This window comes from Subtercola lobariae (genome assembly GCF_014640255.1).
Taxonomy (GTDB): domain Bacteria; phylum Actinomycetota; class Actinomycetes; order Actinomycetales; family Microbacteriaceae; genus Subtercola; species Subtercola lobariae.
Genome location: NZ_BMGP01000007.1, coordinates 129372 through 147260, shown reverse-complemented (window position 1 = coordinate 147260; position 17889 = coordinate 129372). Strand labels below are relative to the sequence as shown.

At 65.1% G+C, this 17889-nt stretch carries 21 protein-coding genes and 1 tRNA gene; 11 read left to right on the top strand and 11 right to left on the bottom strand.

Annotated elements, in window-relative coordinates:
* Nucleotides 1-158: 158 nt before the first annotated feature.
* Nucleotides 159-1178 (bottom strand): aldo/keto reductase, encoded by a 1020-nt coding sequence (locus IEX24_RS17710; RefSeq protein WP_188680732.1) that lies wholly within the window; start codon nucleotides 1176-1178, stop codon nucleotides 159-161.
* Between the two features lie 182 nt (nucleotides 1179-1360).
* On the opposite strand from IEX24_RS17710, the gene IEX24_RS17705 reads away from it, so the two are divergent.
* A complete protein-coding gene (locus tag IEX24_RS17705; RefSeq protein ID WP_188680730.1) occupies nucleotides 1361-1981 on the top strand; it encodes a TetR/AcrR family transcriptional regulator in 621 nt (206 codons plus the stop codon).
* 143 nt (nucleotides 1982-2124) lie between these two features.
* On the opposite strand, the gene IEX24_RS17700 is transcribed toward IEX24_RS17705, so the two are convergent.
* Complete coding sequence (locus IEX24_RS17700; RefSeq protein ID WP_188680727.1) at nucleotides 2125-2898, bottom strand: hypothetical protein; 774 nt, start codon at nucleotides 2896-2898, stop codon at nucleotides 2125-2127.
* A gap of 168 nt (nucleotides 2899-3066) precedes the next feature.
* On the opposite strand from IEX24_RS17700, the gene IEX24_RS17695 reads away from it, so the two are divergent.
* On the top strand, nucleotides 3067-5085 hold the full coding sequence (locus tag IEX24_RS17695; protein WP_188680725.1) for a DUF262 domain-containing protein: 2019 nt from the start codon (nucleotides 3067-3069) through the stop codon (nucleotides 5083-5085).
* Nucleotides 5086-5099: 14 nt separating this feature from the next.
* Here the strand turns inward: IEX24_RS17695 and IEX24_RS17690 are convergent, their stop codons facing one another.
* Both IEX24_RS17690 and IEX24_RS17685 read right to left on the bottom strand, forming a co-directional pair.
* Nucleotides 5100-5309, bottom strand: coding sequence for a helix-turn-helix domain-containing protein (locus IEX24_RS17690; protein ID WP_188680723.1), 210 nt, complete (start codon nucleotides 5307-5309; stop codon nucleotides 5100-5102).
* Nucleotides 5309-5830, bottom strand: a complete 522-nt coding sequence (locus tag IEX24_RS17685) for a DUF2975 domain-containing protein (RefSeq protein ID WP_188680721.1) — start codon at nucleotides 5828-5830, stop codon at nucleotides 5309-5311. The genes IEX24_RS17690 and IEX24_RS17685 overlap by 1 nt, the downstream gene beginning before the upstream one ends.
* 124 nt (nucleotides 5831-5954) lie before the next feature.
* Between IEX24_RS17685 and IEX24_RS17680 the strand changes: the two genes are divergently transcribed.
* Nucleotides 5955-6773: a ferritin-like domain-containing protein gene (locus IEX24_RS17680; RefSeq protein WP_188680719.1), complete on the top strand. Its 819-nt coding sequence runs from the start codon at nucleotides 5955-5957 to the stop codon at nucleotides 6771-6773.
* Nucleotides 6774-6876: 103 nt separating this feature from the next.
* On the opposite strand, the gene IEX24_RS17675 is transcribed toward IEX24_RS17680, so the two are convergent.
* Both IEX24_RS17675 and IEX24_RS20145 read right to left on the bottom strand, forming a co-directional pair.
* Nucleotides 6877-7032 carry a hypothetical protein gene (locus tag IEX24_RS17675; RefSeq protein WP_188680717.1) on the bottom strand — a complete coding sequence of 52 codons (156 nt, stop codon included), beginning with the start codon at nucleotides 7030-7032 and terminating at the stop codon, nucleotides 6877-6879.
* Between the two features lie 32 nt (nucleotides 7033-7064).
* A complete protein-coding gene (locus IEX24_RS20145; RefSeq protein WP_188680988.1) occupies nucleotides 7065-7343 on the bottom strand; it encodes a MarR family transcriptional regulator in 279 nt (92 codons plus the stop codon).
* A 17-nt stretch (nucleotides 7344-7360) separates the two neighbouring features.
* On the opposite strand from IEX24_RS20145, the gene IEX24_RS17665 reads away from it, so the two are divergent.
* Nucleotides 7361-8326: a quinone oxidoreductase family protein gene (locus tag IEX24_RS17665; RefSeq protein WP_188680715.1), complete on the top strand. Its 966-nt coding sequence runs from the start codon at nucleotides 7361-7363 to the stop codon at nucleotides 8324-8326.
* Nucleotides 8327-8497: 171 nt separating this feature from the next.
* The gene (locus IEX24_RS17660) at nucleotides 8498-8968 is read left to right on the top strand and encodes a DoxX family protein (protein WP_188680713.1); all 471 of its coding nucleotides are present in this window, start codon (nucleotides 8498-8500) and stop codon (nucleotides 8966-8968) included.
* 28 nt (nucleotides 8969-8996) lie between these two features.
* Here the strand turns inward: IEX24_RS17660 and IEX24_RS17655 are convergent, their stop codons facing one another.
* Nucleotides 8997-9836, bottom strand: a complete 840-nt coding sequence (locus IEX24_RS17655) for an SDR family NAD(P)-dependent oxidoreductase (RefSeq protein WP_188680711.1) — start codon at nucleotides 9834-9836, stop codon at nucleotides 8997-8999.
* Nucleotides 9837-9898: 62 nt separating this feature from the next.
* On the opposite strand from IEX24_RS17655, the gene IEX24_RS17650 reads away from it, so the two are divergent.
* Nucleotides 9899-10510 carry a TetR/AcrR family transcriptional regulator gene (locus IEX24_RS17650; protein ID WP_188680709.1) on the top strand — a complete coding sequence of 204 codons (612 nt, stop codon included), beginning with the start codon at nucleotides 9899-9901 and terminating at the stop codon, nucleotides 10508-10510.
* A 90-nt stretch (nucleotides 10511-10600) separates the two neighbouring features.
* Here the strand turns inward: IEX24_RS17650 and IEX24_RS17645 are convergent, their stop codons facing one another.
* From IEX24_RS17645 to IEX24_RS17635, 3 genes are all read right to left on the bottom strand, one after another.
* Nucleotides 10601-12301 carry a carboxylesterase/lipase family protein gene (locus tag IEX24_RS17645; protein ID WP_188680707.1) on the bottom strand — a complete coding sequence of 567 codons (1701 nt, stop codon included), beginning with the start codon at nucleotides 12299-12301 and terminating at the stop codon, nucleotides 10601-10603.
* Nucleotides 12298-13668 (bottom strand): MFS transporter, encoded by a 1371-nt coding sequence (locus IEX24_RS17640; protein ID WP_188680705.1) that lies wholly within the window; start codon nucleotides 13666-13668, stop codon nucleotides 12298-12300. The genes IEX24_RS17645 and IEX24_RS17640 overlap by 4 nt, the downstream gene beginning before the upstream one ends.
* 125 nt (nucleotides 13669-13793) lie before the next feature.
* Nucleotides 13794-15071, bottom strand: coding sequence for an ROK family transcriptional regulator (locus IEX24_RS17635; protein WP_188680703.1), 1278 nt, complete (start codon nucleotides 15069-15071; stop codon nucleotides 13794-13796).
* A gap of 67 nt (nucleotides 15072-15138) precedes the next feature.
* Between IEX24_RS17635 and IEX24_RS17630 the strand changes: the two genes are divergently transcribed.
* The 5 genes from IEX24_RS17630 to IEX24_RS17610 all read left to right on the top strand — a co-directional run bounded on the left by IEX24_RS17630 (nucleotide 15139) and on the right by IEX24_RS17610 (nucleotide 17366).
* Entirely contained in the window at nucleotides 15139-15633 is a 495-nt protein-coding gene (locus IEX24_RS17630; protein WP_188680701.1) for a helix-turn-helix transcriptional regulator, read from the top strand.
* A 10-nt stretch (nucleotides 15634-15643) separates the two neighbouring features.
* Entirely contained in the window at nucleotides 15644-16054 is a 411-nt protein-coding gene (locus tag IEX24_RS17625; RefSeq protein ID WP_188680699.1) for a VOC family protein, read from the top strand.
* Nucleotides 16055-16192: 138 nt separating this feature from the next.
* Complete coding sequence (gene orn / locus IEX24_RS17620) at nucleotides 16193-16813, top strand: oligoribonuclease (RefSeq protein ID WP_188680697.1); 621 nt, start codon at nucleotides 16193-16195, stop codon at nucleotides 16811-16813.
* 64 nt (nucleotides 16814-16877) lie between these two features.
* Nucleotides 16878-16953, top strand: a tRNA-His gene (locus IEX24_RS17615).
* Between the two features lie 62 nt (nucleotides 16954-17015).
* Nucleotides 17016-17366: a metallopeptidase family protein gene (locus IEX24_RS17610; protein ID WP_188680695.1), complete on the top strand. Its 351-nt coding sequence runs from the start codon at nucleotides 17016-17018 to the stop codon at nucleotides 17364-17366.
* Nucleotides 17367-17482: 116 nt separating this feature from the next.
* On the opposite strand, the gene IEX24_RS17605 is transcribed toward IEX24_RS17610, so the two are convergent.
* Complete coding sequence (locus tag IEX24_RS17605) at nucleotides 17483-17881, bottom strand: RidA family protein (RefSeq protein WP_188680693.1); 399 nt, start codon at nucleotides 17879-17881, stop codon at nucleotides 17483-17485.
* Nucleotides 17882-17889: the final 8 nt, after the last annotated feature.

The following is a 17889-nucleotide window of genomic DNA, read 5'->3' as shown; positions in this document are numbered from 1 at the left end:
GGCTAAGTTGCGCCCTGTCGGTGCTGCTTCTTCATTTCTGCTCGGGTTTCTCCGGGCATCCGCACCCCGACCGGGCCAGGCCCCACCAGACCTGACTCCCTGACCTGACCTGACCTGACCTGACCTGAATCGGCCCGGCCTGGCCCGCAGCAAACTGGTCAGCGGCGGCGCAGCGCCGAATCGATCAAGGCCGGCGGGGTGTCGAACTTCTCGTTCGGCGCCAAGTCGATTCCCGGAGCCACGATCTCGTCGATGGCGTCGAGCACCTCGGCCGAGAGCACGGTGTCGGCTGCCGCTAGCTGCGAGTTCAGGTGGTCGAGCGTGCGCGGGCCGATGATGGCGCTCGTCACGGCCGGGTGCGCCGTCACGAAACCGAGGGCGAGTTGAATCAGTGTCAGGCCAGCCTCGTCTGCGACCGTCACCAGCTTCTCCACCGCGTCGAGTCGCGCACGGTTCGACGGGATGCTCGGGTCGAAGCGCTCAGGCAGCATCTTCGAGCGGTTCGTGGTCAACTCCTGACCCTCACGCACCACGCCCGAGAGCCAGCCACTGGCCAGCGGACTCCACACCAAGACGCCGAGGCCGTACTGCTCGACGACCGGCAGCACGTCGGCTTCGATTGCGCGCTGCAGAATCGAGTAGCCGGGCTGCTCGGTGACGAACCGACCGAGGTGGTTCTCTTTCGCGGCCCACTGCGCCTGCACCACTCGGTAGGCCGGGTAGGTCGAGGAGCCGAAATAGCGGATCTTGCCGGCGCGCTGCAGGTCGGTGAGCGCAGAGAGCGTCTCTTCGTCGCTGGTCGCCGCATCCCACCGGTGAATCTGGTAGAGGTCGACGTGATCGACGTTCAGTCGGCGCAGGCTGCTTTCGAGCTCAGTAACGATCCAGCGCCTCGATGAGCCCTGATGGTTCGGCTCGTCGCTCATCGGGCTGAAGACCTTCGTCGCGAGAATGATGTCGTCGCGGCGGCCAGCGATAGCTTTGCCCACCATCTCTTCTGACTCACCGAAGCCGTAACGGTCTGCGGTGTCGATGAGGTTGACGCCGCCTTCGAGGGCGGCGTCAACGATGGCCGTCGCATCTTCTTGGGTGGTGCGGCCGAGCTGGCCGAAGTTCATGGCGCCGAGAGCGAGTGAGCTGACCGTGACGCCGGTGCGGCCGAGTGTGCGGTACTGCATGAGTGAGATTCCTCCACGATGAATATTCTTCGGCCACCGCGGGGTGGCTGGCAGTGCCCTGATCTGTCATAATAAGAAAGCGGAACACTGCTCCGTAAACCATACGGAACATTGTTCCGAATATCAAGTGACGCCGAACCCGACGCCAGAATCATCACCGAATCACCTCGAAAGCAGACACCGTGACAGCGACCCCGACCGACGAGCGAGCGCAGCAGGCGCGCCCGAAGCGGGCGGATGCTCGCCGAAACGAGCAGACTCTGCTCGACGCGGCCGCAGCACTTTTCGTCACCTCGGGGGTCAACGCCCCCGTGCGTGACATCGCCGCCCGCGCGGGTGTGGGCGTCGGCACCATCTACCGCCACTTTCCCACCCGATCAGACCTCATCGTGGCGGTCTTTCGTCACCAGGTGGAAGCATGTGTCGCGGCGGCACCCCGGCTACTCGCGGCCCGGGAATCTGCGCATCAGGCTCTCGCGGAGTGGGTCGATCTCTTCGTCGACTTTCTCGTCACGAAGCACGGCCTCGCGTCGGCCCTGCATGGCGATAACGACGGGGTCGATACGCTGCACACCTACTTCGTCGGTCACCTCGTGCCTGCCTGCGGCCTGTTGGTCGCGGCGGCCATAGCGACCGGCGAGATTCGCGGCGACATCGGCCCCTACGAGCTTTTGCGGGCCGTCGGCAGCCTGGCCGCCGGCGAGGGCCAAGCCGACGACACGGCAGCAGAGAGCCCGGCAGAAAGGGCCTACGACGCCCGCCGAATGGCAGCAGTGCTCATTGCCGGGCTGCGTCTGAGCTGAGCCACGCACTTAGCCCGAATAGAGCACGCACGAAGCTGAGCCGGGCGCAAAGCCCGAGTCGAGCGCGCACAAAGAAGGGCCGGGCGCGAAGAAGGGCCCCGATCATCCCGACCGGAGCCCTTCTCCTTCGCTGACGACGAGGCTTACGCCTCGCTCATCACAACACTCTCGGCTTGGCCACGAGCGGCCAGCGCGGCCGCACGCGCGGCAAGGCGGCGCGTCTGCTCGGCCTGGCCGGCGTCGAGTTCGTCTTGCGGCACCTCGAAGTTCGGAACATGGGCCTCACCGTGGTACTTCTCGATGTACGCATCGAGCTCAGGGCCCGAGGTCCACGACGTGATGAGGCAGTAGCGGGGTTCTGCGCCCGGGTGGGTCGCCGCGTGCCAGAGACGCTGGGTATCGACGATGAGCTGCGCTCCGGCCGGCAGAGCGATGCGGTACTCAACGCTCGGGTCGGTGCGGTTGTCGCGCAACACGAAGAAGCTGTTCACGTCGTCGGTGAGGTTGAAGAACCCGCGAACGACCCAGCCGGTGCCGTCGGGGTTCAGCCGATTGTTGTCGTCTTGGTGCAGGTTGTAGAGGCAGTCGGCGTAGGTGTTCGGCTGCAGCTCGATGACGCGGCAGCGGCCGATGTTGGCGCCCGGCTCTTGCGCGCGACGGGTGAGGTTCGGCGCCTTGGCGACCTGCGAGTCGATGAACACACCGTCTTTGTCGGTGCGCGGCGGCTTGTGATTCCAGAAGCCATTGCACTCGATCTCACCGAAGGCACTGGCGAGCGGAGCGAACCGGGTGTCGCCCGAGCTCTTCCAGTCGTTGTACTCGATGTCGAGCCATTCTTTGGGGTCGAGCTCTTGGTTGTAGCGGTCGAGAACCACATAGCCGGTCTCTTCGAGAGCAGCAGATTTGATGTAACCCATGAAGTGAATCATGCCCTTTCGTAGTGGGCCAGCACGTTTTAACAAGCCCAGGTTAGGTAAGCCTACATTGGTGGCCCGAATTGCCGTCTAGCCGCGCGAGTGTCGGCACGTGCATCCACTAGACTCGACCGCTGCACAGCACCGCACGGCGAAAGGCGAAGCGAATCTATGGTCACTGCCACGAATATCGATGCGACCGCGGTCAACACCATCGCGTGGCTCTCTGAAGCCTCGACCGCCATCGTGGTGCCGGTCTATCAGCGGCAATACCGGTGGGACATCGGCGGCTGCGAACAGCTTCTGGCCGACGTGCGAGCGGTAGCCGATTCGAACGCCCGGCACACCCACTTCATCGGCTCGATTCTCGCGGGTGAGGCCGCCGAATCAGACGACGAACTCATTCTCATCGACGGCCAACAGCGCATCACCACCCTCATGCTTCTCGTTGCGGCCCTGCACCACACGGTGCTGGCCCAGCCTCAGGATGCCCGCGACTACGCCCTCGCCGAGGCCCTCTCGAGGGTACTCAGGCGCGCTACCGACCACACCCAGACGAAACTGCGGCCGCACCGCGCCTGGGCGCAGGTCTTCGAGAGTGTCGTACTCGAGACGCGCGGCCCCGGCGACGCCCTTCGCGACTCCCGTTTCGACGACAACTACGCCTTCTTTCGCAGCCAGATTCGCGCCGACGAGGTCACCCGCATCTGGCGCGGGCTGCAGAAGCTCGAACACGTCGCCATCACCCTGCGTGCCGACGCGAACGCGCAACAGATCTTCGAAAGCCTCAACTCAACGGGCGAACCGTTGCGCGATCACGAGCTCATTCACAACTATGTGCTGATGGGTCTCACGCACGCCGAGCAGAGCGAGATCGAAGACGAGTACTGGGCGCCCATCGAGCAGAACACCGGCGAGCAGATCGCAGGGTTCTGGCGGCACTACTTGGTGATGACTTCCGGGCGCGAGGTCGCTGCGGCCGGTGGTCGAGGCGTGTACGACGCCTTTCGCCAGCGTTTTCCGCGGCTCGATCTGGCGACTCTGCGGCAGCACGCGGCCGAGTGGCGCGAGTATTCGGTGGCCTACCGCACGTTGCTCGAGCCGGAGCGCGCCGAAGACGCCACGGTCTCACGGCACCTCGGTTACGTCAATACGTTCGGGCGCGGAACGTACCCGCTCGTCATGCGGGCCTATCGCGATTACGCGGCAGGCGTCATCGACAAAGGCGCGCTGGTCGAGACTCTCGAGCAGGTGCAGTCGCTGCTGCTGCGCCGAACGGTCGTGGGCGTCAGTACCGATCGGCTCGTGGCGCGGCTGTGCCGTGCGAGGGCGGAGGGCCGGGCATCCCTCGCCCGCGCCATCGCACGAATCACCCCGTCTGACGAGCGGGTTCGCGTGGCCCTGAAGTACAGCGAGCTGCCGCATGCGGCCTATGTGCTGGGGCGGCTGGCCGGCCTCGAGCACCGGGGCGGCCTCGATGTTGAACACGTCTTTCCGTCGGCCCCGGCCGACTCGTGGAGCGGCGACGGCACCCGTGCATGGGCCGACCTCACCGACGACGAGCAGAACAGTTTCCGCGCTCTCGGCGGCACGCTCGGCAATCTCACCCTGCTCGAGCAGCCGCTCGCCGATCGTGCGGCCGATGCATCTTTCGCCGACAAGCGGGTGCTCTACGCACAGAGTGAGGTCAGCACGACCCGCGAACTCGCCCACACCGAGGCCTGGAGCACTGCCGCCATTGCCGCGCGAACGGTTCGACTCACCGAGGCGTTCGTTCGGGTCTGGGCCCGGGCGGCCACCGGCGGCATCGACGACGACGGCCTCACCCCCGTGCTCGATGCCGTGCGCCGCCGCGGCTGGCCGCGCAACTGGGAGCGCGAGTTCGAGTACGTGGAATACCGCGGCGAACACTGGGAGGTCTACGACGTCAAGTACCTCTTCAACCGCATCTTCAAGCGGCTGTGGGCGGATGCCCGGCCGAGCGTCATCGCCTTCAGCGCCGAACGCGGTGGGCCCATCTACGAGTCTCAGGCGTGGAACGGTCACTGGGACGCGCTCGACGAAACCCACTTTCTCTACATGGGCTGGGACTCGAAGTACATGCTCACCGCGGTGCAAGGCGTGCTCGACGAGGCGGGAATCGCGCCAGAGGTCTTCGTGAAGTACAGCTACATCGGCGCCGTCATGTAGTTTCGGGTACGCCCCTATTCGTCGGGCACGTAGGTCAAGATGTCGCCCGGCTGGCAGCCCAGCACCGAGCAGATGGCGTCGAGGGTCGAGAAGCGCACCGCTTTGGCCCGCCCGTTCTTCAGAATCGAGACGTTCGCCACGGCAAGGTCGATGGCCGAGGCCAGGTCGGTCACCGACATCTTCTTTTTGGCCAGCTCCACATCGAGGTTGATGACGATCGGCATCAGATGACCTCGGCGAGTTCGCTCTGCAGCTGGATGGCCGTGTGCAGCAATCTGCGCATGACCACCACGAGCAGGGCGAGCGCCGCGGCCGCTCCCGCCGCTGCCGCCGCCGCCAGGCAGAGCGTCAGTGAGATCGAGGCGGGCGCGAGTGTCGAGGTGCTCAGGGCCGCGGTAGTACCGGCGGCACGAATGGCGGCGGCTGCGCCGAAATAGGCGAATCCGACGACCGCGATGACGGCGGCCGCCAGAAGCGCACCGATGGCCGCGTTGACCCAGCGGTCTGAGTGAGCTCGTTCGTCGAAGAGTTTGCCACCTTCGACCATGGCCACGAGCATCCACACACTCACAAGCACCACCTCGACGCAGAGAGCACCCGCCGCGATCAGGCCGACCAGCACCATAGCGGGCGAGCCTTCGAGAATCGTCGAGGCGAGCATGCCCGAGAAGGCCTGGGCCGCGAGCGCCGCCGCGAACAGCACGATCAGCAGCACGCGCAGAGTGGCGAGAAGCGAGCGAGACATGATTCTCCATATCGAAAAACGTGCAATTCATATCGATATTCGATACGTTAACGATCGCAAGACTACCGCAAGCGTAGTGATTCGGCCATAAACCGAAGCGGTACGCCGACACTGAGGAGCCGAAATGACGACCGACAATCACTCTGAATCGCACACCTTCGACGCGTGGGCGACGTATTTCGAAGCCAATCTTGAGCGGCACGAACGGCTCGACGCAGGTATTCCGTGGGCTTCGACGCCGGTGCTCTCTGGCGCCGATACGGTTGCCCTCGTTCACTCGCTGCAGAAGTTCGAACTCGGCGAGAGCGGCGAAGGCAAGGGGCTGTTGGCGAAGGCGCGCGGGCGAAACGACGCCTCGTACGACGCTGCCCTCGTTCTGTTCATCGCCGAAGAGCAGAAGCATTCGGCACTGTTCGCCGGCGCGCTGACCCGGTTCGGGGCCGAACGACTCACGTCTGACTGGACTGACGGGGTTTTCGTCGTGCTGCGCCGCCTGATGGGCCTTCGAACCGAAGTAACGCTGTTTCTGATTGCCGAAACCGTGGCCATGGAATATTTCGAGGCGCTCGGGCGCAGTTCTGACCCGGTGCTTCGCGGTGTGGCGCGTCGTGTGCTCACCGACGAAGTGGAGCACATTCGTTTTCAGATCGACCAGCTCAGGGCCGGGTTCGAGCGATCATCGATGGTGACACGGTGGGTCGCAGCGGCGGCGGCATGGGTCGTCGCGCTGGGAGCGGCCACCGTCGTGGCCATCGACCACGGTCCGGCGCTGCACGCTCTCGGCCTTCGCCGCCTCACGTTCTGGCGGCGGACACTGCGGCACGCCGCCCGCGCCCTGCCGCAAGCGTTTCGCCTGAGCGGCACATCGGCGCCCTTCGGCCCGAGCGCGCCCCCCAGCGTCTTCTTCACGGCCGCCCAGCGCGCGAACGCGACTGCTGACTAGCGCGCATCGTGCGGGCCGTAAGTGCGGCTTCGCGGGTGCGAAGTGACACTTACGGCCCACACGGTGCGGCGCACGTGACGCGTGACGCCCAGCGCTCGGCGCGTCAGGCGCGAGAGCGAATGTAACGCAGCAACGCGACGATGAGGCCGATCACGATGACCGCGATGCCGATGTAGATGAGAATCTTCGCTGCCTCTACGGCGACACCGAGCACGAGCAGAATGATTCCGAGAATGATGATGCCGATGAAAATACCCATGTGATCATTCTCGGTCGGCCACATCTCGAGCGTCAGTGCTTGCCCCGCGAGGCTGGGGTCGATAAAGTGCCGGTCAACATAACCGCCAGCAACTTCTGCAGGCGCACCTGATCTGCGGCGCCCAATTCGCTCGTCAGCGGTCGCAGCGAATCGGCGGCCTGCGCGAACATCGGCTCGGCGAGTTCGACACCAGCCGGCGTGAGCAGCACATCGACGGCACGCTTGTCGGTGGGGCTGACCGCGCGTGCGAGCAGTCCGCGCTTCTCGGCACGATCGACCAGGCCCGAGAGCGTGGATTTCTCGAGCCCCAGAAAGTATGGAGGATTTCATGTTCGCAGGCGTTGTCACATCGTTCGACTCGGCTCCGCGCTACAGCCGTTTCACTGCTCCGGAGGCGTCGAGTGAGCATGACCTGGTGGTGAACGTGCTCGCCGCAGGCCTGCACCCCCGGGTGCGTTCGCAAGCGAGCGGGTCGCACTACACCAGCACCGACGAGCTCCCTCTGATTCCGGGAGTCGACGGGGTGGGCCGGGGCGCCGACGGACTGCTGCGCTATTTCGTACTGTCCGACACCACGTTCGGTTCGATGGCCGAACAGACCGTGATCGACACACGGCGAAGCGTGGTTCTGCCCGACGACTCAGACCCCGTCGCCGTCGCGGCTGCCATGAACCCCGCCATGTCATCGTGGGTCGCCTTGCGGCAGCGCATATCGTTCTCGGCGGGTCAGAACGTTCTGGTACTCGCGGCAACAGGCAGCGCCGGCCGAATCGCGGTGCAGGTGGCTAAGCATTTCGGCGCAGGGCAGATCGTCGCCGTGGGCCGCGATGCCGAGCGACTGGATGCTCTGACCCACCTCGGCGCGACCGACACCGTTCTGCTCGAGGGCACTCCCGACGACATCGCCGAGCGCATCGGCCGCGCGTCGACGGAGACCGACGTGGTGCTCGACTACCTCTGGGGCGAGCCGATGGCGGCGGCACTGACCGCCGTGGTCTCGAACCGCGCCGACGAGTCGAGGCTCCTCAGCTGGATCGAAATCGGCTCAGTCGCGGGGCCTGTGGCACCGATTCCGTCGGCCGCACTGCGCTCCTGCCGACTTCAGATCGTCGGCAGTGGGCAAGGCTCGGTGAGTCCTCGCGAAATAGTTGCCGAGCTGCCAGCACTCGCCGCCGCCATCACCGACGGCACCTTTGACCTCACCACGAGAACATACGCTCTGAGCGACATCGAAACCGCCTGGGCCGACTTCGAGCACACCTCAGAGCGAATCGTCATCACTCCGAACAGTTAGGCCCGTGACATCCGGCTCCAGCCCGCGGAGCTTTTGCAGAGCACTCTTCTCGCATGCCATGATGTGCACGACGAGTTCTGCTTGCGTTACTGTTATATCTTATCAATGGTGATTGCGCCGTTGACTTGACCGTGGAGCGTGCCGGTCGGCGCGCTTGGGCTGGAGGCCACAATGATTCTTGACACCGTGATTCGCACCAAGGCACGACTTCTCACCGGTTCGACCTACGCCATTCTCGGCTTTCAGGCGGCCAAAACGCCCGGCGGTCGGGTGGGCGCGGCCGGCCCGACCATTGCGGTGATGCGCAAAGCGGTGCCCGTGCTGCCCGCAGACGACGAGCTGATCGTGCGCGTCAACGGCGCCATTCAGTCGGCCGCCGGAGTCACACTTGCTCTGGGGCTATTCCCCCGCATCTCCGCCCTTGTCATCACCGGCTCGATGATTCCGACCACCATCGCCGGTCACGGCTTCTGGACCATCGAAGACCCCGCCGCCCGGGCCATGCAGCGCGTGCAGTTTCAGAAGAACCTCGCCATGATCGGTGGCTTGCTGTTCGCCGCCATCGACACCCCTCACAAGCGCCGTGGCCCGAGCCGCGCCGCCCTCAAGGCAAAGGCCGCCAAGGCGCGCGCGAAGCGCTGACCCAAGTCATCTGGGCAGGGTCGGTGCTTTACGCGCCGACCCTAGCCGAAATATCACCAGCTGCAGGCTCAGGATGCGCCGAGCCAGCCACCGCGCGAGCGGCCAGAGCGACCGCAACGCGGCGAGGCACCAGACGCACCAACGTCGAGCTGATCATGTTCACGCGGCCAGAGATCACGACCGCGGGCGTGCGCCGAGCATCCAGTGCCCGCATCGCTGTAGCGATGACTTGTTCGGGTGTCTGTAGAGCGCCCACGGCAGCATCTTTTGTGCCGACGACGTCGAAGAACTCGGTCTCGGTGGCACCCGGGCAGAGCGCGATGACTTTCAGCCCTGACGCCCTCGTCTCGTGGGCGATCGCTTCGGTGAAGCTCAGCACGAAGGCCTTGCTCGCGCCGTAAACCGCCATGCCGGGCAGCGGTTGAAAGCCCGCCGTGCTGGCGACATTGACCAGCGCCCCGGTGCCGGCCGCGAGCAGGTCGGGCAGAAACGTTCTCGCGAGGTCGACCACGGCCGCAACGTCGAGCTGAATTTCGTTGGCGATACGCGCGGAATCTTCGTCGACGAACGAGCCATGGGTGCCGAAGCCGGCGTTGTTGATGAGCGTCTGAATGGTGATGTTTCGCTCGGCGAGAGCCTGGTGAAGCTCTGCACCCACGCCCGATCGAGTGAGATCGAGCGAGTACGGCGTCACCGCCCTGCCGAACTCGGTTCGCAGCTCGGCAGCGAGTGCCTCGAGCCGGTCGCTCCGGCGAGCCACGAGAACCAGGTTGGCGCCGCGGGCGGCGAGCACCCGAGCGAATTCGACGCCGAGGCCCGAACTCGCCCCGGTGATGAGGGCCGTTTGGCCCGTGAAATTGAGTGACATGAAGACAATGTAGACAATGACAGCAATGTTGTCAATGCCCACTTCGTCGCTAAGATGGCTACATGACCACCGCCGACCCTCCCGCTGAGCAGGCCTATCACCACGGAAGCCTGCGCCAGGCCCTGCTCGCCCGCGCCGAAACATCGCTCGCCGAAGTGGGCGCTGACAACCTCTCGCTGAGGCAGCTGGCGCGAGACATCGGTGTGAGTCACGGCGCCCCGGCACGGCACTTTCGCGACAAGCAAGCCCTGCTCGACGCCCTCGCGGTCGACGGGTTCACCACCATGAACGCCGCCCTCTCGGCGGCCGCAGCGAGCACGGGAACGTACCGCGAACGCTTCGACCGAGTTGCAGTGGTGTACGTGGGCTTTGCGCGCGAGCATCCAGACCTCTTGCAGCTCATGTACGCCACAAAACACCGAGAAACCGCGAGCGCCGAACTCAGCGAAGTCGGCGAGGCGGGCATGCTGGCCTGCCGAGATCTGCTGCGCGAGGCTCAGGATGCCCGGGTGCTCGCGCCCGGCGACACCGACCTTCTCTCGCTCGTAGCTTTCGCGCAGCTGCACGGAATCGCCTTGCTCGCATCGGGAAACATGCTCGGCGATGTCAGCCCTGAGGCCGCAGTCGCCGCCACCACCGATCTGCTCTGGGCAGGCCTGACGAACGTCGGGTAACGAACGGGGGTAGCGAACGGCAGCCGACCCGTCACGACCGGCGACCATCGCGACACCGCCGCAGCTCTCGGCGAAACTCGCCCGACGCGGCTAACTGACCCGTTCAGCACTGAACCCGGCAACGTCACCGAATCCGTCGGGCAACACTTTCGACTCCGCGTCGAATTGCCGAACGCTGCGCTCTCCTGCTTCGTATCGCGGCCAGCCAGGGTCTGCCGCTGCAATGAATCGCACGGCCGCCCCGTGCACGTCACTGGCAAGCGAGCGCGGAGGGTTCGCCCCGACCAGGGCATCAACCCGCTCGCTGTCGAGGCAGTCGAAGAAGAACGGCACATCGATGCAGTGAGCCGCACTGCCCATGGTGGGTGTCGGCCACGAGAATCGGTAGAGCCAGCCCGGGGTTCCTGCTGCGGCCAGCGCTTCGCCCAGTTGACGGGTGTGGCTTCGAAAGATGGTATCGGTGACGAACTGGCCGAACATATTCGCCGTGTCGAGGCCGGAATGGGCGTCGACGTAGGCCTCGGCTCGACCGTCGGGTAGGCCGAACGCACTCAGCGCGACAACGGGCGCAATAGCCGCCAACGCCTGCGCCTGAGCCGTCAGAATCATGTTGAACTCGTTGTCAGTACAGCCGAGCATCACGCTTTTGCCCGCCATAGAGCCATTCGCGAAGGCCTGCTCGACCGTCGTCGGCACCAGCTCGCCGTCGATGATGGGCACCCAGCGGAGTCCGGTGGTAGCAAAGCGGGCGATTGCATCGAGTGGATTCGGCTCGGGCGAATTCGGTTCGAGCGAATTCGGTTCGAGCGAGCGCTGCGGTGGGGCGCCGTCAGAAGCACGCGCGTCAGCGGCCACAACCGCGCCCAGGTCGGCGTCGAAGTCGGCGCGGGCGGCCCGATCATCCGCACCGCCCGTATCTGGCTCGGCGAACAAAGCAGCTACGCGATTCTGCAACTCGAGCAGCGTCGACTCGTCGAGGGTCGAAAGGCCGGCTCGCGTGGGCAGCACCCCGCCGAGTTCGGCGACGCGATAGCCGAGCGCCTGGGCCTCGCCGAGTGCGATGCTCGACTCAGGCCCCGAGAGCGAAATGGCTCCCGCGAACAGGTGTGCAGCGCTGGGCACCGCAAGCAGCGTGAGCACAGCTCCGCCGCCGGCCGACTGCCCGGCGATGGTCACGCGCGCGGGGTCGCCGCCGAACGCGCGAATATTGTCACGCACCCACTCGAGCGCGAGAATCCAGTCGAGCACACCACGGTTCAGCGGGGCGTCTTCGATGAAACCGAAGCCGTCGAAGCCGAGCCGGTACGAGACATTCACGGTCACCACGCCGTCGCGGTTGAACGCGGCTCCGTCATACCATGGGCTGGCGGGCGAGCCTGCAACGAAGCCACCGCCGTGAATCCACACCACTACCGGCAGGCCAGCGCTCTCATCACCGGGGCGCGGCGTGAACACATTCAGATTCAGCGTCGACGCACCGGCAATCGATGGCTCGGGGATGATCGTGACCTCTTGCAACGCCCGCCGCTGTGGTGTGGCACCGAACTCGACGGCATCACGAATGCCCGGCCAGGGCGCGTGCGGCACTGGCGCGCCGAACCGACGCTCACCCACCGGAGCCTCTGCGAACGGAATGCCGAGAAAGGCGGCCGAACCAGGGCGCCATACGCCCCGAACCGCACCTGCTGTCGTGTGAACGACGGGCGCCTCTGCATGCTCGCCGTGGCCTGGCTCGGCCTGGCCGTGCTCGGTGTGGTCTGACGGTGAACTGGTGGTAGTGATTGACGTCATCGAACGCTCCTGATGGGAATGATGACCAGCGCCGCCACGGCGACGCAGATCATGGCGAATACGAACAGTGCTGGGTAGCCGAAGCTGGTGCCGATGAGCACGGCGGCCAGAATCGGGCTCAGCGCCTGAGGCACATTGGTTGCGACATTGAGAATGCCGAGATCTTTACCGGCCCCGACTCCCCCGCCCGGCAGAACCTCGGTCATCAGTGCGGTATCGCACGACTGATAGAGCCCGTAGCCGAAACCGAGAACGAGTGACATCAGAATCATGCCGGTGAGGCTGGGCAGCAGCAGCGGCATGAGCAACCCGACAATCATGAACAACGACGCGAGGTAGATGAAGATCTTGCGGCGGCCGAGCTTGTCGCTCAGCAATCCGCCCAGAGGTACAGAGACGACCGTCGTGACCAACGAGGCCACGGCGAGCAGACCGATGTCTGCATTGGCCTCGCTGAGGCTGAGGTGAATGTAGTCGGTCAGAATGAACAACTGGTAGGTGAACGCCGCCCAGTAGCCCAGAATGAACAGGAATCGTGCCGAGAACGCCCAGGCGAAGTCGGGGTGCTTTCGCGGGTCGATCCAGAATCCGGCGAAAAAGACCTTCCAGCGGAACGGTGCCAGTTCGAGGTTCTTCGACGAGAAGTCGCGGTTGAACACCACGAACAACAGGGTGACCACGAGAACGGCGATGCCGAAGCCTGCGTAGGCAATGCCGAACTGGGCGGCCAGAGCACCGGCGGCAATGACTCCTGCGGTGGCGCCGACAGTCGTTCCGACGCCCACCATCGCCGACGCCGCACCCCGCTTGCTGCGGGCGAAACGGTCAGGCACGATGGCTGAGAACGGGCCCTGCATCGCATTCAGCGACACCTGGATGATCGCCCAGAACACCGTGATCCAGATGATGGAGGTGAGCGACCCCAGCCCGATCAACAGGGCCGCTGCGATGGCGGTGCCGATGACCATCCATGGCGCCCGACGGCCCATGCGAGACCGCGTGCGATCGCTGAACGCGCCCACGATCGGCTGCGCGAACAGTGTGCAGATGAACGAGACCGACGTGACGATGGCCAGGTTGCTGACCTTGTTGACAGGATCGATGCCCGCAACCTGGTTCGGCAACAGCACGGCGACCAAACCGGCGTAGGTGGCGATCAGCACCAGCGAGGTGATCGCAAGCGAGGGCAATAGCGGGCGACGGCCGCGCGGGCTCTGCGTGCCGCTCTGGTCGGCATCATCGGCGATTCCGGCTTCGGCGGGGTCGATCAGCGGATCGATCTGTTCGTCTCTGGCGGCCACGACGGGTGGGTCGAAGGTGGCTTCGGCCGGTACCACGGCTGGGCGTTCGGGTAGGTGGGTAGACACGACACTCCTCATCGTTGAGATTCAGTGACGTGATGCAACGATTTCGGTCGGTTTCGTGCAGATACGCGCATCACTCGATTCAGATGATGCCTCATTCGAGCAATTAATTCAAGCGTTGAATTAATTCAATCTATTGTGGCCTGTGAATGCCCGGGCGCGAGCGGATCGGCAAGCAGCCGATCGCGCGCGCTGCGAATGGCACCGAGCAGAGCAGCATCGGCACCCAGAACGCCCGCCAGAACGGGTGGGTGCCGAAACTGCGACTCAGAGAACACGGTCGGGCCGCCGAGGGCGAACTGCGCCGCAATCTCGTCACGCAGTTCAGCCCAGAAACCGCCCAAGACGATGACTTCGGGGTCGGTCGCGTTCACGAGAATGTGCAGCGCCAGCGAGATCCAGTTCACCGCATTGGCCCAGGCAGCGGATGCCCGGGGCTCCCCCCTGCGCACCCGTGTCACGAACTCAGCAAGCGCCACCGAGAGCCCCTCGCTGCTCTGCACATCGTTCAGGCCGGCCGCGGCAAGCACCACGTCGGGGCCGGCCAGCGTGACCAGGCAGCCGCGTTGACCGCAAGCGCACACGCTGCCTTGCGGGTAGAGAGCGAGATGCCCGAACGCCCCGGCCATACCCTGCCAGCCCAGCATCAACTCACCAGCGATGATGCTGGCGCCGCCGATGCCCGAGTTGCTTTTCAGGTAGAGCAGATCGGTCACGTCATCGAGCTGCTCGAACTCAGCGAGCGCCGCAAGGCCACCGTCGGAGACGAGCCGGATGGTCGCGGCCACAGTGTCGAGATCTGGAATGCGGGCTCGAAGAGCACCGATCACGTCGACCGCCAGCCAGTCGAGATCGCTGTCTCCCCGCACCATAGGCGGGTCGCCCGCTACCGGAGCAAACACGACCACGGTCAGATCGGCAATGGCTCGGTGAATGAGTTCGCTCTCGGTGAGCGCCCGCACCAGCACTGCGGCCAACACCTCGAGTACACGCTCGGGGTCACCCATCGGGCGCCCGTGATTCTCGACGATACGAAGCAGAGGCACGCCCGAGACCGTTGTCAGCAGGGCGGTCACACTCTCGGCGTCGAGTTGCAGCGCGAGAATCGCGAGGTGGTCACCCGAAAGCTCGAGCAGCGTGTTGGGGCGACCCTTGGCGGGGGCCGTGTCGTTCGGTGGCTCGAGAGTTTCAGTCGATTCGGTGACCAGCCGGGCATCCATCAGCGCACCGACAAGGGCGGTGACCGAGCCGCGGGTGAGGCCGGTGGCGGCAGCGAGTTGGCTGCGCGAGTGCGGGCCGTTGGCGGCGAGAAAGCTGGCCACGATCGAGAGGTTGTGCCGCCGCACGTCGCTCGAGACGGCGGTGGTCTGGTCGGTCAGCCGCGCCGTTCCGGCACCTCGTTGCATGCCTTCGATGCTAAGGCATCTGCTGAGATACCCAGGCGGCGAGCGGAGCGAGTGCTACTCTCGTGCCATGACACCGCAGGAGATCAGCAATCTGGCGCATCTGCGCCGGGCGCGCGACCTCATCGATCGCGAATACGCCAAGGCGCTCGACGTACCAACCATGGCTCAGCGTGCGCTGATGTCACCCGCCCACTTCTCGCGGCAGTTTCGGGCCGCATACGGCGAGACTCCCTACGGCTACCTGATGACCCGGCGAATCGAACGCGCCATGGCGCTGCTGCGCAACGGAATGAGCGTGACCGATGCGTGCATGACGGTCGGCTGTACGTCGCTCGGCTCGTTCAGTTCGCGATTCACCGAGCTCACCGGTGAAACTCCGAGCTCGTACCGGCTGCGCGAACACGACGCTGTTCGTGCCATGCCGACGCGCGAAGCCATGCTGCGCACCCGGCCGGTCAAAGCGGCGCGGCCCTCGGCGGCTGCATCGACACAGGCACCGAAACCGGCATCGAAACCGGCATCGAGCAGAAATGAAGAAGTGCTGGCGGTTACCGCGATCTAGCGTTGGGGTCATGACAATCCAACTCCAGTACAGCCAAGTAACCGTCAACGACGTCGACGAATCGCTGCCGTTCTACTGCGACGCCCTCGGCCTCACAGTGGTGAACGACGTTTCGAACGGCGGGTTCCGATGGGTGACCATCGGCAGCGACGACCAGCCCGACCTTCAGATCGTGCTGTCTGAACCGCACGCCGGCCGCTCGCAGGCCGACGGTGATGCCATGCAAGAGCTGCTCACCAAGGGTTCGTTGCCGATTCTCATCTTCGCCACCGATAACGTCGACGCCACCTTCGAGAAGGTACGAGCATCCGGAGCCGAAGTCTTGCAAGAGCCCATCGAGCAGGCCTGGGGGCCCAAAGACTGCGCTTTTCGCGACCCCTCGGGCAACACCGTGCGTATCTCGCAGCTCGTCGCCGCCTGAGCCCGCCACCCGGGGCCTCGCCTCGAGCGAAACGGAGGCGATTCCTGCACAGCGACGGCCATAGCGGCCCGCCTGGTCAGATTCGCCGCCGTTTTCGGGAGCACCGCCGCCGACAGGGGCGCCGGATAGACTCGAGGCATGAGTGCATCAACAGACCGTCTGGTCTGGATCGACTGTGAAATGACCGGCCTCGACCTCGCTGTCGACGAACTCGTCGAGGTGGCGGTGGTCATCACCGACTTCGACCTGAACCTGCTCGACCCCGGCTTCACCATCGTCATCAAGCCCGACGACTCGGCTCTGGCGAACATGAACGACTTCGTGCGCAACATGCACGCAACCTCGGGGCTCGACAAGCTGATTCCCGAGGGCGTGAGCCTCGCCGAGGCCGAGTTCGAGGTGCTCGAATACATTCTGAAGTTCGTGCCCAACGAGCTGAAAGCGCCCATCGCGGGCAACACCATCGGCACAGACCGTATGTTTCTCGCCAAATACATGCCCCGAGTGGATGCCCACCTGCACTATCGCAGCGTCGACGTCTCATCGATCAAAGAGCTGGCGCGCCGCTGGTTTCCACCCATCTACTTTCACGCGCCCGCGAAAGACGGCGGGCACCGCGCCCTCGCCGACATTCTCGAGTCGATTCGAGAGCTCGAGTATTACCGCAAAGCCATCTTCGTGGCGCCGCCCGGGCCCGCTTCGGCAGACCTCAAAGTGATCGCCGCTGACGTTGTGAACGAATTCGCTGCAAAGCTGTAATAGACTTTCTGAGTTGCCTGGCTTGCGCTTGGTCACGGTGCCTTGCTCACGCGAGGCTCGCATGGTGGGTATAGCTCAGTTGGCAGAGCGCCTGGTTGTGGTCTAGGAGGCCGCGGGTTCGAGCCCCGTTACTCACCCCACCGAATGAAATGAGTGGCCCGGCTTCGGGTCACTCATTTTTTGTCGAGTCGGGAGGCTCCGGATGCTCGATCTCGACTCATCGGCGTTCGAAGCCCTTGTGGTGGCCGAACTCGACCTGCTGCCCGACGACATGGTCGACGGGCTCGAGAACGTCGTCTTCGTCACCGAAGACCGCCCCGAGAACGGCACGCTCGACACCCTGGGACTCTACGAGGGAGTCGCGCTCACCCAGCGCGCCGACTACGGTTTCGGCGAACTGCCCGACCGCATCGTGCTGTACCGCGAGCCGCTGCTCTCGATCTCGGCCGATCTCGCCGAACTGCGCAAGCAGGTTCACATCACCCTCGTGCACGAGATCGGCCACTTCTACGGAATCGACGACGAGCGCCTGCACGAGCTCGGCTGGGCCTGAGCTCGAGCCTTGGGCGGCGCGGTGGGTGGTCAGCCCGGTGCGGTGGGGGCGGCGCGGTGGTCAGCCCGGTGCGGTGGGGGCGGCGCCGTCGGGGCGGCACCGTCGGGGCGGTACCGTCACGAAGTCGAGGGTGGAATGGCGGCCACCGCGTCGATCTCGACGAGGGCACCCGGGCGAGCCGGCGTGACCGTGAGCACGGTCACCGTCGTGCGATGGTCGCCCCAGACCGACCGCGTGGCCGCGAAGGCCTCGCTTGGGTCGACTCCCGTTGCCAGGTAGATGGTGAGCTTGGCCACGTGCTCGGGCCCGCTGCCTGCCTCGGCGAGCACGGCGAGCAGATTGCGCATCGCCTGCTCGGTCTGCGGCCCGAGCCCGTCGAGTAAGGCGCCGGTGTTGTCGGTTCCGTTCTGGCCGCCGACGTAGAGCGTGGGGCCAGCGGCAACGATCATGCCCTGCGCGAAAGCCGGGCTGCGGTACAACTGCGGCGGGTCAACCGGGGTGAGAAGACTGTTCACGGCATGTC

Excerpts from the sequence above, each read along its gene's own strand:
- IEX24_RS17655 (WP_188680711.1), bottom strand. The coding sequence starts at position 9,836 with ATGTCACTCAATTTCACGGGCCAAACGGCCCTCATCACCGGGGCGAGT.
- IEX24_RS17630 (WP_188680701.1), top strand. The coding sequence starts at position 15,139 with ATGACACCGCAGGAGATCAGCAATCTGGCGCATCTGCGCCGGGCGCGC.
- IEX24_RS17680 (WP_188680719.1), top strand. The coding sequence starts at position 5,955 with ATGACGACCGACAATCACTCTGAATCGCACACCTTCGACGCGTGGGCG.
- IEX24_RS17635 (WP_188680703.1), bottom strand. The coding sequence starts at position 15,071 with ATGCAACGAGGTGCCGGAACGGCGCGGCTGACCGACCAGACCACCGCC.
- IEX24_RS17690 (WP_188680723.1), bottom strand. The coding sequence starts at position 5,309 with ATGCCGATCGTCATCAACCTCGATGTGGAGCTGGCCAAAAAGAAGATG.
- IEX24_RS17665 (WP_188680715.1), top strand. The coding sequence starts at position 7,361 with ATGTTCGCAGGCGTTGTCACATCGTTCGACTCGGCTCCGCGCTACAGC.
- orn (WP_188680697.1), top strand. The coding sequence starts at position 16,193 with ATGAGTGCATCAACAGACCGTCTGGTCTGGATCGACTGTGAAATGACC.
- IEX24_RS17675 (WP_188680717.1), bottom strand. The coding sequence starts at position 7,032 with ATGGGTATTTTCATCGGCATCATCATTCTCGGAATCATTCTGCTCGTG.
- IEX24_RS17700 (WP_188680727.1), bottom strand. The coding sequence starts at position 2,898 with ATGGGTTACATCAAATCTGCTGCTCTCGAAGAGACCGGCTATGTGGTT.
- IEX24_RS17610 (WP_188680695.1), top strand. The coding sequence starts at position 17,016 with ATGCTCGATCTCGACTCATCGGCGTTCGAAGCCCTTGTGGTGGCCGAA.
- IEX24_RS17685 (WP_188680721.1), bottom strand. The coding sequence starts at position 5,830 with ATGTCTCGCTCGCTTCTCGCCACTCTGCGCGTGCTGCTGATCGTGCTG.
- IEX24_RS17695 (WP_188680725.1), top strand. The coding sequence starts at position 3,067 with ATGGTCACTGCCACGAATATCGATGCGACCGCGGTCAACACCATCGCG.
- IEX24_RS17625 (WP_188680699.1), top strand. The coding sequence starts at position 15,644 with ATGACAATCCAACTCCAGTACAGCCAAGTAACCGTCAACGACGTCGAC.
- IEX24_RS17645 (WP_188680707.1), bottom strand. The coding sequence starts at position 12,301 with ATGACGTCAATCACTACCACCAGTTCACCGTCAGACCACACCGAGCAC.
- IEX24_RS17660 (WP_188680713.1), top strand. The coding sequence starts at position 8,498 with ATGATTCTTGACACCGTGATTCGCACCAAGGCACGACTTCTCACCGGT.
- IEX24_RS17650 (WP_188680709.1), top strand. The coding sequence starts at position 9,899 with ATGACCACCGCCGACCCTCCCGCTGAGCAGGCCTATCACCACGGAAGC.
- IEX24_RS17710 (WP_188680732.1), bottom strand. The coding sequence starts at position 1,178 with ATGCAGTACCGCACACTCGGCCGCACCGGCGTCACGGTCAGCTCACTC.